The following is a 14,535-nucleotide window of genomic DNA, read 5'->3' as shown; positions in this document are numbered from 1 at the left end:
ATCTAGAGAGGCGCTGGCCAAGATGGCGGGCGCCCTGAACAGGAGTTAGCTGAATGAAAAAACTGATCGCTGCTTTCGCTGCCGTTGCTGCGTTCTCGGCCCACGCCGAAACCCTGACCGTCGCCGCCACCCCGGTGCCGCACGCGGAAATCCTTGAGTTCGTGAAGCCGGCCCTGGCCAAGGAAGGCGTGGATCTGAAGGTCAAGGTCTTCACCGACTACATTCAGCCGAACGTCCAGGTTGCGGAAAAGCGCCTCGACGCGAACTTCTTCCAGCACCAGCCGTACCTTGATGAGTTCAATAAGGCCAAGGGCACTGATCTGGTCGCTGTGACCGGCGTGCACCTGGAACCGCTGGGTGCGTACTCGAGCAAGCTTAAAAAAATCGAAGAGCTGCCTAGCGGTGCGAACGTGGTAATCCCGAACGACGCTACCAACGGCGGCCGTGCACTGATGCTGCTGGCCAAGGCGGGCGTGATCACCCTGAAGGACCCGACCAATATCCTGTCGACCCTCAAGGACATCGCGACGAACCCGAAAGACCTGAAATTCCGTGAGCTGGAAGCCGCGACCATCCCGCGCGTGCTGACCCAGGTCGATCTGGCGCTGATCAACACCAACTACGCGCTGGAAGCCAAGCTCGATCCGTCCAAGGATGCGCTGGTGATCGAAGGCAACGACTCGCCGTACGTCAACATCCTCGTGTCCCGCTCGGACAACAAGGACAGCGACGCGATGAAGAAACTGGCTGCAGCCCTGCACAGCCCGGAAGTGAAGAAATTCATTACCGAGAAGTACAAAGGCGCGGTGTTGCCGGCGTTCTGATTGGGATGCTGCAATGAAAAAGGGGACGCCATGAGCGTCCCCTTTTTTGTTCTGGTGTTCGGCTTCGGATCTGCTGTGAATTCGCCCCTCACCCCAGCCCTCTCCCGAGGGAGAGGGCGCCGACCGAGGTGTCTTGCGGGCTACATCGACCTGACAGATCAAGGCGATTATGGATTCAGCACAGGACTTACAGGTCGGCGTAACTCCTGAATATCCCCCAATCAGTCCCCTCTCCCTCCGGGAGAGGGCTAGGGTGAGGGGCTCTTGGCTTTTAAGCTGTCACTTGCGCTCAAGCATCCCCGGCAGTTGCGCAACCAGTTTGGCGTTGTTCAACGGCGCCCGAATAAACCCGCGCTGCGTGCCATCCGGGCCGATCACCGCCAGATTACCACTGTGGTCCACGGTGTAATTCGGCTTGCTGGTATCGGCCGGAATGAACGGAATGCTCACCGCGTTCGCGACCTTCTGCAGCTCTTCGATAGATGAAGGTGTCAGGCCAATGAATTGCGGATCGAAGTAGCCCAGATACTGCTTCAACTGCTTGGGCGTATCGCGGTTGGGGTCAACGCTGACCAGCACGATCTGCAACTTGTCCACGGCGTCTTTCGGCAACTCACTCTTGATCTGCCGCAGTTGTGCCAGCGTGGTCGGGCAGATGTCCGGGCAGAAGGTGTAGCCAAAGAACAACAGGCTCCACTTGCCTTTCAGCTCATCGATCGCAACCTGTTTGCCGTCCTGATCGGTCATGGTCACGTCCGGCAGGTTGCGGCTCTGCGGCAGCAGGATGATCCCGGCGTCGATCAGTGCAGTCGGGTCGCCCTGGCCTTTGCCGCTCAGCACCTTGTTGACGGTAAGCCCGAGGATCAACGCGATCACGGCGACGAGGATGAAGACGGTTTTCTGGGTTCGGGTCATAGGTTCAACAGTAAGTAGTGGTCTACGAGCAGGGCGATGAACAACAGGAACAAGTAATAAATAGAGTACTTGAAGGTGTTGATCGCCGCGTGCGGCCGAGTGCCACGGTACAGCACCACGGCCCATTGCAGAAACCTTGCGCCCAACGCCAGCGCACTGACCAGATACAGCACGCCGCTCATGTGAATCACGTAGGGCAAGAGGCTCACTGCCAGCAACGCAAAGGTGTACAGCAGAATGTGCACTTTGGTGTAGTGCTCGCCGTGAGTGACCGGCAGCATCGGAATGTCAGCCTTGGCGTACTCCTCCTTGCGATGAATCGCCAGCGCCCAGAAGTGCGGCGGGGTCCAGGCGAAGATGATCAGCACCAGCAACAGCGGTTCGGCGCTGACGTGGCCGGTGGCGGCGGTCCAGCCGAGCAGCGGTGGGGCTGCGCCCGCGAGGCCGCCGATGACGATGTTCTGCGGCGTCGCACGTTTGAGAAAACCGGTGTAGACCACCGCGTAACCAAGGAGCGAGGCGAGGGTCAGCCACGCGGTCAGTTGATTGGTGAAGGTCAGCAGCAGCGCCTGGCCGAGCAATGCCAGCACCAGAGCGAAGGTCAGCGCCGCCGCCGGTGAAACCCGGCCTTCGGCCAATGGCCGTTTGTGCGTGCGCGCCATCACTGCATCGATGCGCCGGTCGACCACATGATTGACCGCCGCCGCACCGCCGGCACACAGGGCAATGCCCAGATTGCCGAACACCAGCACTGTCCACGGCACGCCCGCGCGGGTGGCGAGGAACATGCCGACCAGCGAAGTGATCAGCATCAGCACCACGACTTTCGGTTTGGTCAGCTCCAGATAATCGCGCCACAGCGCTTGCGCCGCACGCTCGCCGATCAGACTCGCCATGGCGTTTCTCCTTTCATTGCGATGGGCGCGACGGCAGGTTTGTGTGCACTCAAGCGCCAGCGCGCCAGCAACGGTTGGGACACCCGCAGCAGGCTGGTGCGCGCGTGATAATTGACCAGCACCAGCGTCAGCAACAGCGCCGCACCGCCGGCGTTATGGGCGACGGCCACCGGCAGCGGCAGATGAAACAGCACGTTGCTGATGCCGAGAGTAATCTGCGCTGCGAGGGCGATCAGCACCAGCCCGGCCAGACGCGTCATGCCGACCACCTTCAATTGCCAGGCCAGACCGAGCAGCACGACCGTCACCAACATAGCGCCGATGCGGTGGGTCAGATGAATCGCCGTGCGCGCATCGCTATCCAGTTGGCCGCCGAGATAATTCGGGCCGATATGCTGAGTCAGGTGAAAACCATTGGCGAAGTCCGCTGGCGGCAGCCATTGGCCATGGCAGGTGGGAAAGTCGATGCAGGCCACCGCTGCATAGTTGGAACTGACCCAGCCGCCCAATGCGATCTGGCCGATCACCAGCAACAGCCCCGCCGTCGCCCAGTATTGCAGGCGTTTCGGTACCGTCAGCGCCGGCAGCACGCCGGACAATCTCAGCGTCAGCAGGAACAGCAGGCTCAACGTGGCAAAACCGCCGAGCAAATGCCCGGTGACCACTTGCGGCCAGAGCTTGAGCGTTACCGTCCACATGCCGAACGCCGCCTGGGCGATGACCACCGCCAGCAGAAACAGCGGCAGTTTCAACGGTTGCCCCGGATGGCGACGATTGACCCACGCGCGCCCGGCCAATACTGAAATCAGCAAACCCAGCGTGCCGGCAAAGTAACGGTGAATCATCTCGTTCCAGCCCTTGTGCGCCTCCACTGGCGCGTCGGGGAAATGCAGTTCGGCATGGGCCAGTTGCGCCTCGCTTTTCGGCACGCTGATAAATCCGTAGCAGCCCGGCCAGTCCGGGCAGCCTAGGCCAGCGTGGGTCAGGCGCGTATAGGCGCCGAGCAGCACGACAATCAGTGCCAGCAGGGTGGCAAACAGCGCGAGGCGAAATCCAGGTTTGGCCATGACGATGCCCTTATCCGATGTTCGACAGTTTCAGCAGATGCCGCAGATCGTTGAGCAGATCCTTGCCCTTCACGTTCGGCTCGTAGCGCAGCACCAGATTGCCGTGCGGGTCGACGATCCACAGCTGCGGCACGGACTTGTCGCCGGTGGTCTTGTTGAACACGCCGGCATCCAGCGGATAGCGCTGCAGCTGCGGATATTCACGGTCGAGCTTGGCGGCGTAATCGGTGCTCAGTGGTTGCGCGGCGGCGAGGGCGTGGCTGGCGCGTCCGGCTTCGCGGCCGAGGCTGATCTGGATCTGCCGCGCCAGGTACACCAGTTGCTGGCAATCCACGGCGCAGTCCTTCGGCGCCGTGACCAGAATTTGCCAGCGCTGCTCATCGGCCTGCACGCCAAGGTCGGCGCGGGTCTGGCCGTTGCCGATCAGTTCGCCGTGGTAGCTGCGTCCTTCCGGCACCCAGAACTGCAATTTGTACATGCCGGTGGCGAGCAGCATCGGCCCGATCACGCCAAGCACAATCAACAGCAACTGAATGCGCCCGCGCCGGCGGCTGGGGGCAGGTTTGGCCTCAGACATGCTGGGTGGATTCATGGCGCTTCCCATGGCGTTTCTCCTTTGCGTGGTGCCATCCGAAATAGAGGTAGAGCCCAAGCAGGGCCGTGGCCATGGCGAACCATTGCACGGCGTAGCCGAGGTGTTTTTCCGGGCCCATCGCGACTACCGGCCAATCGGTCTGGTAGCTGGCCGGGCCGGGTTCGGCGCGTAATTCGTAGGCGAAGCCGTCGCGCTCCAGGGTTCGCCACAATTTGCTCGGCTCGACGGCGGTGATGGTTTGCGGCCAGACACTGCTGACCGGGTCGGCGTGCAACTGGAACGTCGCGCCGGGGGCGACGTACACCCAGGCATCGAGCGTCAGCGCCTCGGCGGGTGTTGTAAATTGCGGCGGCACACGCCGGTCGGGCCAAGGCAGCCAGCCGCGATTGACCAGTAGCCACAGACCGCTGCGTTGATCCTGAAACGGTTGCAGCAATTCAACGCCGACCTTGCCGCCACGCTGGCGGTTGTCGAGCAACAGGGTATGGGCGGGGTCGAACTGGCCGTGCAGGCGCACGCGGCGGTAAGCCGGGTTGGCGCTGGCGAGCAGTTCACTGCTGGCCAGCGGTTCGGCCACGCGACGTTCGGCATAACTGGCCAGCAGCGCGGTTTTCTCCGCGCCCCGGCCCAGTTGCCAGAAGCCCAGCGCAACCATAAGCGGCAGCAACAATGTCACCACCACAGTGGGAATCACGCCCGGGCGAAAGCGCTTCATGGCCGCGCCATAAAGTCAGTCATCGCGATCGCTATACTCAAGTGCATCGCCTGTCCCCCGGAGTCTTGCCATGTTCAAAGCAGCGATCGTCCTGATGCTGATTGCCACGGTCGTGAGCCTGTTCAGCGGCCTGTTTTTCCTGGTCAAGGACGACAGCAGCTCCAATCGGCTGGTCATCGCCCTGAGTGTCCGGGTGGCACTGGCCGTGGTCACCGTCGGCCTGATGGCCTGGGGTTTCTACAGCGGCCAGTTGGTGTCGCATGCACCCTGGTAGCGTCCGCGATCAGAGGACGTAAACGAAAAAGAACAAGCCGATCCACACCACGTCGACGAAGTGCCAGTACCAGCTCGCCGCCTCGAAACCGAACTGGTGCTCGTTGTCGAAGTGGCCCTTCATGATCCGCATCAGCATCACGAACAGAATGATCGTGCCGATGGTCACGTGGGCGCCGTGGAATCCGGTGAGCATGAAGAACGTCGCGCCGTAGATGCCCGAGCCGAGGGTCAGCCCCAGCTCTTTGTAGGCGTGGATGTATTCCTCGGCCTGGAAACCGAGGAACGCGATGCCCAACAGCACGGTGATCGCCAGCCACAGTTTCAGTGCGCCGCGATGGCCTTTCTTCAGCGCATGGTGGGCGATGGTGATGGTCACGCTTGAGCTGACCAGCAGGATCGTGTTCAGCAGCGGCAGGCCCCAGGGGCTAATGACGTCCTTGGGCGGCGGGAACAGTTTCGGGTCCGGATTGTTGAGCAGTGGCCAGACGTATTCGAAGTTGGGCCAGAGCATTTCCGACAGGCCCTTGGGGCCTTCACCGGCCAGCCCGGGCGCGGAAACCACGCGGATATAGAACAGCGCGCCGAAGAAGGCCACGAAAAACATCACTTCGGAAAAGATGAACCAGCTCATGCCCCAGCGAAAGGAGCGGTCCAGCTGTGGGCTGTACAACCCCGCGCGACTTTCCTTGATGACCGCACCGAACCAGCCGAACAGCATGTACGCCAGCAGCAGGCCGCCGACGAAAAAGATCAGCGGGCCGTGGGAATCCGGGCGCGCAGCCTTCAGATCGTTGAACCAGGTGGCGAGGCCGTACACGGTGACGAACATCCCGAGCGTGGCGATGATCGGCCATTTGCTTTGGGCCGGGACGTAATAATGCTCATGAGTTGCCATTTATTGTTCTCCTTATCGGGCACGCTCAACCGCCAGTGTTTACAGCCACCGGCGGATGTCGGGCGGTGATATCGAACAGCGTGTAGGACAGCGTCAGGTGCTTCACTTCCTTGGGCATGTCGCGGTCAACGATGAAACGCACCGGCATCTCGATCTGTTCACCGGGTTGCAGCACCTGCTGGGTAAAGCAAAAGCATTCGGTCTTGTGGAAAAACGCCGCCGCGTTGCTCGGCGCGATGCTCGGCACCGCTTGCGCACTCATCGGTTTATCGGTGGGATTGCGCGCGATGAACACCATCTCGTTGACCGCGCCGGGGTTGGCGGTCAGCTCGTCGTGTTTCGGGTAGAAGTCCCAGGGCATGTCGGCGGTGTTGGTCGACAGGAACTGCACACGCACCTGGCGCGAGGTGTCTACGACTTGCTCGCCCTCGTACTGGCCGCCGGTCTTGCCGTTGATGCCGAAGGCTTTGCACATCACGTCGTAGATCGGGACCAGGGCGAAACCGAAGACGAACATCGCCACTACGACCAAGAGCAGGCGGGTGACCAGTTTCTTCAGCGAGATCGAGTCAGCCATGGTTCATGCCTCTCATCAGATCCCTTGTGGGAGCGAGCCTGCTCGCGAAGCAGACAACTCGGTGCATCAGATGAACCGCGTCATCGTTCTTCGCGAGCAGGCTCGCTCCCACAGGGAGACCTGTGTTCATTTCACTTCCGGCGGCGTGGTGAAGGTGTGATACGGCGCCGGCGACGGCACGCTCCACTCCAGCCCTTCGGCGCCGTCCCACGGTTTGGCCGGGGCCGGCTCGCCGCCACGGATGGTCTTGATCACGATGAACAGGAAGAAAATCTGCGTGGCGCCAAACATGAACGCGCCGATCGACGAGACCATGTTGAAGTCGGCGAACTGCAGGTTGTAATCCGGGATCCGCCGTGGCATCCCGGCCAGCCCGACGAAGTGCATCGGGAAGAAGGTCAGGTTCATGCCGACGAACGACAGCCAGAAATGCAGCTTGCCGAGGGTTTCGTCGTACATGTGCCCGGTCCATTTCGGCAGCCAGTAATAGGCCGAAGCGAAGATCCCGAAGATCGCCCCCGGCACCAGCACATAGTGGAAGTGCGCGACCACAAAGTAGGTGTCCTGATACTGGAAGTCCGCCGGAGCGATCGCCAGCATCAGCCCGGAGAAACCACCGATCGAGAACAGGATCACGAACGCCACGGCAAACAGCATCGGCGTCTCGAAGGTCATCGAGCCTTGCCACATGGTGCTCGCCCAGTTGAACACTTTCACCCCGGTCGGCACGGCGATCAGCATGGTGGCATACATGAAGAACAGCTCGCCTACCAGCGGAATGCCGACCACGAACATGTGGTGCGCCCAGACGATGAACGACAGGAACGCGATGCTCGCCGTGGCGTAGACCATCGAGGTGTAGCCGAACAGCGGCTTGCGCGCGAAGGTCGGGATGATCTGGCTGACCGCGCCGAACGCCGGCAGGATCATGATGTACACCTCGGGATGCCCGAAGAACCAGAACACATGCTGGAACAGCACCGGGTCGCCGCCGCCGGCAGCGCTGAAGAAACTGGTGCCGAAGTGGATGTCCATGAGCATCATCGTCACGCACCCGGCCAGCACTGGCATTACCGCGATCAGCAGGAACGCAGTGATCAGCCAGGTCCAGACGAACAGTGGCATTTTCATCAGGGTCATGCCGGGGGCGCGCAGATTGAGGATGGTCGCGACCACGTTGATCGCGCCCATGATCGAACTGATCCCCATCAAGTGAATGGCGAAGATGAAAAACGTCACGCTTTCCGGCGCGTAAGTGGTGGACAGCGGCGCATAAAAGGTCCAGCCGAAATTCGGCCCTCCACCTGGGGTGAACAGCGTCGAGACCAGCAGCAGGAACGCCGCCGGCAACAGCCAGAAACTGAAGTTGTTCATCCGTGGCAGCGCCATGTCCGGCGCGCCGACCATCAGCGGAATCATCCAGTTGGCGAGGCCGACGAACGCCGGCATCACCGCGCCGAACACCATCACCAGACCGTGCATGGTGGTCATCTGGTTGAAAAATTCCGGCTGCACGATCTGCAGGCCGGGCTGGAACAGCTCGGCACGAATGACCATGGCGAACGAGCCGCCGAGCAGGAACATGCAGAACGCAAACCACAGGTACAGCGTGCCGATGTCCTTGTGGTTGGTGGTCAGCACCCAGCGCATCAGGCCTTTGGCGGGGCCGTGGGCGTGGTCGGCGTGACCGTGGTCATCGATGACAGCGCTCATGGCCGGTCTCCTTCACGAAAGTGGACGGGGCAGGCCGGGGCGCGCTGCCCCGACCGGTTCACTGAATACGCAATTGACCGGCTCATTTGCTTTCCGCCTGTTTCAGCTCCAGCACTTCTTTTGGCGTGACCATGTCGCCCTTGTTGTTGCCCCAGGCGTTACGTTCGTAAGTCACGACCGCTGCGATATCGACTTCCGACAGCTGTTTGCCGAACGCCGCCATGGCGGTGCCGGGTTTGCCGTGGTAGACGATGCTCAGGTGATCCTTGATCGGCCCGGTGGCGATTTTCGAGCCCTTGAGTGCCGGGAACATCGGCGGCAGGCCCTGGCCTTCGGCCTGATGACAGGCCACGCAAGTGGTGTGATAGACCTTGTCGCCGCGCTCCTTGAGCTCGTCGAGGGTCCATTCCTTGCTGGTCAGTTCTTTGAGTTGCGCCGCCTCGGCCTTGCGCTCGGCGAGCCATTTTTCGTAATCGGCCTGCTCCTTGACCTCAACAACGATCGGCATGAAACCGTGATCCTTGCCGCACAATTCGGCGCACTGGCCACGGTAGAGACCGGGCTTGTCGATGCGCGTCCACGCTTCGTTGACGAACCCGGGTATCGCATCGCGCTTGACCGCAAACGCCGGCACCCACCATGAGTGAATGACGTCAGCCGAGGTCACCAGAAAGCGCACCTTGGCGCCGATCGGCAGCACCAACGGCTTGTCGACTTCGAGCAGGTAATGCTCGCCCTTGGCTTCCTTGTTGTGGATCTGCTCGGCGGGGGTGGCCAGGTTGCTGAAGAACTCGACGTCCTGGCCCAGGTATTTGTAGTGCCACTTCCACTGATAACCGGTTATCTGGATATCGATGTCCGGTTCGCTGGTGTCGTACATCTTGATCAGCGTCGCGGTGGCGGGAACGGCCATGGCCACCAGGATCAGCAGCGGCACGATGGTCCACATGATCTCGACGCCGGTGCTTTCATGGAATTTCGCCGCGACCTGGCCGGTTGAGCGGCGGTGCACCATCATCGACCAGAACATGGCGCCGAAGACGATGATCCCGATTACCACACAGATCCAGAAAATGGTCATGTGCAGGTCGAATACTGCGTGACTGATTTCAGTCGCTCCAGGCGCCATATTCACAGTCCACGCCGCGTTGGCCGGGCTGAAAATCGACCACAACAGGAGGCCCATCCAGACATGTGGATGTCGCATCATTGCGGGTTCCCCTTATCGTTCTTGTTATCCCGCCGGCTTTCGCCTGCGGCAAGGGAGCGGCTGCATCAGACTACGAACTTGAATCGCCGGGCCTTGCTGCGGGTGCAGTCGGGCGTCATCAGCTAACTCCATTCATTGGCGAGTATAGACAGCGCCCGGGAAATGCAACCCGCGCACGTAAATGAGCTGAAACAACCGGCGCTTGCGTTCAAGTGCCCGATTGGAGAAGGATGCAGACGAGTGGTGGCAAATGGATATAACGCAGCTGCATCAAGGATGAAATAATTATGACAAATGCGTCTTAGCGTTTTTCGTAAGCCAGCTAAGTTATGTCTTCCCTATTTCATTGCCTTGTTTCCTGGAGTTTTCATGAACACCGCCGCATTGCGCGAGCAGATCCAAAAAGCCCAACAGCACGAAAAAGACACCGGCCTGCTGACCCGTCAGCTGGAAAGCAAGCTGCCTCACCTGCACCCGGCGATCCAGTTGCCGGAAGCCGACGCCCAAGGTGTGCTGACACGTTTTGTCGCCGCCTACATCGATGAAGTACCCGACCTGCTGGACGCAGCCAATGAAGTCGCCAGGGAAGCGGGAATCGAATCGCAGATCAAACCGGTGCTGAAAATCGCCGAGCAGTATTTCCTCCAGCCGCCGGCGATCATGGCCGGGCACGTCGGCCTGGACAGCCTGCTCGACGAGGCCTATCTGGCGCACCGTTTTGTCGAAGAGGTCAACGACCTGTACATCAAGCATTTCGGCCAGCCACTGATCCCCTTGGACATGACGGTCGCCAACCTGATTGCTCACCAGTTGATCGGTGAGGAATTTGCCAACCAACTGGACGAAGCGGTGCATCACGCCATCGACGAGATGCTCAACGAGGAGAGTTTTGCGCTGGAGTCGGTAGAAGCTTACCGCGAGAAACTCAGCAGCCCGGACACCGGTGCGGCGTGGAAGCGCTGGCCGTGCATGAGCCGCCGGTTGGGTGTGGGGCTGGAGCTGGATCAGCCTGCCGCGTAACCCTCATACTCCATAGATGCAATGTGGGAGCGAGCCTGCTCGCGAATGCAATGTGTCATTCAACATCATGGTTGACTGGTCCACCGCTTTCGCGAGCAAGCTCGCTCCCACAGGGTTTGTGCTCAGGCAGGAAGATCTAGCCTGCCGCACCAATCCCGGTATTGGTCCGCACCCTGCCTTCCAGTCTGCGCTTCAACCCGCGCGACTCAATCAACAGTTTCGACCCCTTCGCCGCATTCGCCCGACCCCATTCTTCCAGCAATTCCAGGCACGAATGGTCGATATAGCTCAGGTTATTCAGCGGCACATGCACCGTGGTGCCGTGAGGGATGCTGCCCAGCACCTGCGTCAGCGCCGGCACTTTGAGGAACGTCGCCGCACCGACCAGACGCAATTCCATCTCACCGTCTTGCGGCAGGTCGATCAGGCTGATCTTCAGGCGTGAAGCCTTGAATGCCAGTTTCAACATCGTCAGACCGAAACCGATCAGCACGCCAGTGAGCAGGTCGGTGAAGATAATCGCCAGCGCCGTAGCGGCGTAGGTGAACATCGGCATCCGTCCGTAACGGCCGAGACCACGGAACGCCTTGAGGTCGACCAGTTTGAAACCGGTATACACCAGCACACCCGCCAGGCTCGCCACCGGAATGCTCTGCAGCACGCTCGACAGCAACAGCACGAACGCCAGCAGCCACAGGCCATGGAAAATCGTCGAATAACGCGTGGTGGCACCGGCCTGGACGTTGGCCGAGCTGCGCACGATTACCCCGGTCATCGGCAACGCGCCGACCAGACCGCAGAGCATGTTGCCGACACCTTGCGCCGACAGCTCACGGTCGAAGTCCGAACGCACGCCGCTGTGCATGCGATCCACCGCTGCAGCGGACAGCAGGGTTTCGGCACTGGCGATAAACGCCACGGCGAACGCGGCGATCAGCAGCGTCGGGTCGGCCAGATTCATCAGGTCGGCCGGCTTGAGCCAATCGATCGCCTCGGCCAGATTCGCCGGTACCTCAACGCGCTTGACCTGCAACGCCAGCATCAGACTCGCCACCGTCGCCAGACCCACACCGAGCAATGCGCCAGGAATGAAGCGCAGCGAGTGCGGACGGAATTTTTCCCACAGCCACATCACCGCAATTGTCGACAAACCGAGCAGACCCGCCTGCCAGCCAAACGATGGCAAGGCCTGCGCCACGGCCGCCGGGAACGCCGTGAGGTTGTCCAGTCCGGAGGGTTGCGGCTTGGCATCGAGCATCACATGGATTTGCGATAGCACAATCAACACGCCAATGCCCGCGAGCATGCCGTAGACCACCGCTGGCGCCGTCACCCGAAACCAGCAGCCAAGCTTCAGACGTCCGGCCACGAGTTGCAGAAATCCGGCGAGCAGCAGAATCGGCCCGAGCATCTCCACGCCATGCTGGCGTACCAGTTCGAAAACCAGCACCGCCAGCCCCGCCGCCGGACCGCTGACCTGCAACGGCGAACCCGCCAGCCAACCGACCACCAGACCGCCGATGATGCCGGTGATCAGACCCTTGGCCGGCGGCAGCCCTGACGCAATCGCGATGCCCATGCACAGCGGCAGGGCGACCAGAAACACAACCACGGAAGCAAGCAGCTCCCGTGGCAACACAGCTTTCAATTGAGCCGCACGCATGGCGATTCTCCCGAAGTTTTCTTCAGGCGTGGCGAGGCCGGGCCGCTGAATCAGCGGCCGGCGTCATACCACACAGATTGTTGGGAAGATTTAGAAGCGCGCTTTGGGCGTCGCCACAGGAATCGGATGGCTGCCGTCGAGAGGCAGGAAACGACCCTGGTCCGCGTCGTAAGCTTTGATTTCGCTGGTTTCGATGTTGTAGACCCAGCCATGGATGAACAGATGACCGTTCGCCATGCGCGAGGCTACCGAAGGATGGGTACGCAAGTGCTGCAGTTGGGCGATGACGTTTTCCTCGGTGAGGATCGGCATGCTTTCTTTTTCGTCGGTGCAGTTGCAGTTGTCGTGCACCATGGTTTTCGCGACTTCGGCGTGGCGCAGCCAGGCTTTGACCGTCGGCATTTTTTCCAGGCTGTCGGGGTTGAGTACCGCGCGCATGGCGCCGCAATCGGAGTGGCCGCAAATGATGATGTGCTGCACGCCCAGTGCCAGTACCGCGTACTCGATAGCGGTGGAGACGCCGCCGTTCATCTGACCGTAGGGCGGAACCACGTTGCCGACGTTACGGGTGACGAACAGATCGCCCGGCGAGCTCTGGGTAATCAGCTCGGGAACGATGCGCGAGTCGGCGCAGGTGATGAACATCGCCTTGGGCGCCTGTGCGGTGGCGAGCTTCTTGAACAGTTCTTCCTGCTGCGGAAAAACGTCATGGTGAAAGCGTAAAAAGCCATCAACGATCTGTCGCAGTGCTGCATCGGCGGATTGTGCTTCAGGGCTTTGCGCCGAGGCAGCCAACGACTGTTTATCCTTGTCACTCATGATTCATCCTCTTGTGCGGATTCAGGGAGTCTTCCCCGGTATTCCGGTATGAAGCCAGTGGCTGTTTTTTAAACCATCCGGGTCATCCCGACCCGGCAGTCACTCGATGAACAAGGTAGCCGCCGAAACTTAACTGAAACTGAATCAAGCGCTCTAGAACGTGTGTTACAGGTCACAAAAAATGTGACCGGCGTGTTTCGGCGGTAGGATTCCAACCCGTCAACCCAAAGTCAATTGTCGCTAAATCAACGACATCTGGCGACCCGGCGGACAGAAGGCCGTGCAGTCGAGGTTATAGCCCTCGCGTTTATTCAGCCCGACTTTTTTAATGGCCTTGGCGAAGCGCTGCGCAAGCAGGTCGGCGAACGGCCCTTCACCGCGCATCCGCGCGCCGAAACGGCTGTCATACAGCTCGCCGCCGCGGCTCTGACGAATCAGGCTCAGCACATGCGCGGCGCGTTGAGGATAGTGTGCCTGCAGCCACTCCTCGAACAGCGGCGCGACCTCCAGCGGCAGGCGCAACATCATGTAGGCAGCGCTCTGCGCACCTGCTGCATGGGCCTCGGTGAGCAGGCTTTCGATCTCGCTGTCATTGATCATCGGAATCATCGGCGAACACAGCACGCCGACCGGAATGCCTGCTTCGCGCATCACCCGGATCGCTCGCAACCGAGCCTTGGGCGCAGCGGCGCGCGGTTCGAGGATGCGCTTGAGCTCGTCGTCCAGGGTGGTCAGGCTGATCATCACCGTCACCAGCCGCTGCTGTGCCAGTTCGGTGAGCAAATCGAGATCGCGCAGAATCAGCGAACCCTTGGTGACGATGGTCACCGGATGGCGATAGCGCAGCAGCACTTCCAGGGTCTGTCGGGTGATCTGGTATTCGCGCTCGATCGGCTGATACGGGTCGGTGTTGGAACCGAGATTGATCGGCGCGCATTGATAGCCGGGTTTGCTCAGCTGTTCTTCCAGGATCTGCGCGGCGTTGGTCTTGGCGATCAGCCGGGTTTCGAAGTCGAGGCCCGGCGACATGTCCCAGTAGGCGTGGCTGGGGCGTGCGTAGCAATAGATGCATCCATGTTCGCAGCCGCGATAGGGATTGAGCGAACGGTCGAAAGGCAGATCCGGCGAGGTATTGCGGCTGATGATCGATTTGGCCTTTTCGATGATCACTTCGGTATTTTGCGTCTGCGGCACTTCCTGATACCAGCCATCGTCCTCGGCCACCGAACGACTCGGCGCAAAGCGGTTGTGCGGGTTGGTTGCGGTGCCGCGACCACGAGGTGGCAATGGAGTAGACATGAAAACGCCCCGATACTGTATATGCGCACAGTATCGGGGCGATCTTCATCT

At 60.7% G+C, this 14,535-nt stretch carries 15 protein-coding genes; 3 read left to right on the top strand and 12 right to left on the bottom strand.

The window, feature by feature from the left end:
- Positions 1 to 53 precede the first annotated feature (53 nt).
- Positions 54 to 824: a MetQ/NlpA family ABC transporter substrate-binding protein gene (locus AC0Z4S_RS06485; RefSeq protein WP_485622465.1), complete on the top strand. Its 771-nt coding sequence runs from the start codon at positions 54 to 56 to the stop codon at positions 822 to 824.
- A gap of 279 nt (positions 825 to 1,103) precedes the next feature.
- Here AC0Z4S_RS06485 and AC0Z4S_RS06480 read toward each other — a convergent pair whose 3' ends face one another.
- The 5 genes from AC0Z4S_RS06480 to AC0Z4S_RS06460 are packed head-to-tail and all read right to left on the bottom strand — an operon-like array spanning position 1,104 to position 5,012.
- Positions 1,104 to 1,739 (bottom strand): SCO family protein, encoded by a 636-nt coding sequence (locus AC0Z4S_RS06480; protein WP_485622464.1) that lies wholly within the window; start codon positions 1,737 to 1,739, stop codon positions 1,104 to 1,106.
- Positions 1,736 to 2,635, bottom strand: coding sequence for a heme o synthase (cyoE, locus tag AC0Z4S_RS06475; protein ID WP_253497606.1), 900 nt, complete (start codon positions 2,633 to 2,635; stop codon positions 1,736 to 1,738). Before cyoE ends, AC0Z4S_RS06480 begins: the two co-directional genes overlap by 4 nt.
- A complete protein-coding gene (locus AC0Z4S_RS06470) occupies positions 2,623 to 3,702 on the bottom strand; it encodes a COX15/CtaA family protein (protein WP_485622463.1) in 1,080 nt (359 codons plus the stop codon). The genes cyoE and AC0Z4S_RS06470 overlap by 13 nt, the downstream gene beginning before the upstream one ends.
- A 10-nt stretch (positions 3,703 to 3,712) precedes the next feature.
- Positions 3,713 to 4,306 (bottom strand): hypothetical protein, encoded by a 594-nt coding sequence (locus AC0Z4S_RS06465; RefSeq protein ID WP_485622462.1) that lies wholly within the window; start codon positions 4,304 to 4,306, stop codon positions 3,713 to 3,715.
- Positions 4,272 to 5,012 carry an SURF1 family protein gene (locus tag AC0Z4S_RS06460; protein WP_485622461.1) on the bottom strand — a complete coding sequence of 247 codons (741 nt, stop codon included), beginning with the start codon at positions 5,010 to 5,012 and terminating at the stop codon, positions 4,272 to 4,274. Before AC0Z4S_RS06460 ends, AC0Z4S_RS06465 begins: the two co-directional genes overlap by 35 nt.
- Before the next feature lie 70 nt (positions 5,013 to 5,082).
- On the opposite strand from AC0Z4S_RS06460, the gene AC0Z4S_RS06455 reads away from it, so the two are divergent.
- A complete protein-coding gene (locus AC0Z4S_RS06455; RefSeq protein WP_016772330.1) occupies positions 5,083 to 5,286 on the top strand; it encodes a twin transmembrane helix small protein in 204 nt (67 codons plus the stop codon).
- A gap of 9 nt (positions 5,287 to 5,295) precedes the next feature.
- On the opposite strand, the gene AC0Z4S_RS06450 is transcribed toward AC0Z4S_RS06455, so the two are convergent.
- From AC0Z4S_RS06450 to coxB, 4 genes are all read right to left on the bottom strand, one after another.
- Positions 5,296 to 6,183 (bottom strand): cytochrome c oxidase subunit 3, encoded by an 888-nt coding sequence (locus tag AC0Z4S_RS06450; protein WP_485622460.1) that lies wholly within the window; start codon positions 6,181 to 6,183, stop codon positions 5,296 to 5,298.
- A gap of 25 nt (positions 6,184 to 6,208) precedes the next feature.
- On the bottom strand, positions 6,209 to 6,760 hold the full coding sequence (locus AC0Z4S_RS06445; RefSeq protein WP_039757111.1) for a cytochrome c oxidase assembly protein: 552 nt from the start codon (positions 6,758 to 6,760) through the stop codon (positions 6,209 to 6,211).
- Positions 6,761 to 6,886: 126 nt separating this feature from the next.
- The gene (gene ctaD / locus AC0Z4S_RS06440; RefSeq protein WP_042609004.1) at positions 6,887 to 8,473 is read right to left on the bottom strand and encodes a cytochrome c oxidase subunit I; all 1,587 of its coding nucleotides are present in this window, start codon (positions 8,471 to 8,473) and stop codon (positions 6,887 to 6,889) included.
- An 82-nt stretch (positions 8,474 to 8,555) separates the two neighbouring features.
- On the bottom strand, positions 8,556 to 9,683 hold the full coding sequence (gene coxB, locus AC0Z4S_RS06435) for a cytochrome c oxidase subunit II (RefSeq protein WP_016772326.1): 1,128 nt from the start codon (positions 9,681 to 9,683) through the stop codon (positions 8,556 to 8,558).
- Between the two features lie 369 nt (positions 9,684 to 10,052).
- Between coxB and AC0Z4S_RS06430 the strand changes: the two genes are divergently transcribed.
- Positions 10,053 to 10,703, top strand: a complete 651-nt coding sequence (locus AC0Z4S_RS06430) for a hypothetical protein (protein ID WP_024015006.1) — start codon at positions 10,053 to 10,055, stop codon at positions 10,701 to 10,703.
- Positions 10,704 to 10,839: 136 nt separating this feature from the next.
- Here AC0Z4S_RS06430 and AC0Z4S_RS06425 read toward each other — a convergent pair whose 3' ends face one another.
- The 3 genes from AC0Z4S_RS06425 to AC0Z4S_RS06415 form a co-directional block, all read right to left on the bottom strand.
- Positions 10,840 to 12,366 carry a SulP family inorganic anion transporter gene (locus AC0Z4S_RS06425; protein WP_016772324.1) on the bottom strand — a complete coding sequence of 509 codons (1,527 nt, stop codon included), beginning with the start codon at positions 12,364 to 12,366 and terminating at the stop codon, positions 10,840 to 10,842.
- A gap of 90 nt (positions 12,367 to 12,456) precedes the next feature.
- Complete coding sequence (locus AC0Z4S_RS06420; RefSeq protein WP_064365244.1) at positions 12,457 to 13,185, bottom strand: carbonic anhydrase; 729 nt, start codon at positions 13,183 to 13,185, stop codon at positions 12,457 to 12,459.
- Between the two features lie 240 nt (positions 13,186 to 13,425).
- Positions 13,426 to 14,484 (bottom strand): PA0069 family radical SAM protein, encoded by a 1,059-nt coding sequence (locus AC0Z4S_RS06415; protein ID WP_485622459.1) that lies wholly within the window; start codon positions 14,482 to 14,484, stop codon positions 13,426 to 13,428.
- Positions 14,485 to 14,535: the final 51 nt, after the last annotated feature.

The sequence above is a fragment of the Pseudomonas sp. 1L-B-1-E-C1 genome (assembly GCF_057291835.1).
The sequence above is the reverse complement of the archived record's forward strand: the minus strand, read 5'-3'. Positions and strand labels throughout refer to the sequence as shown.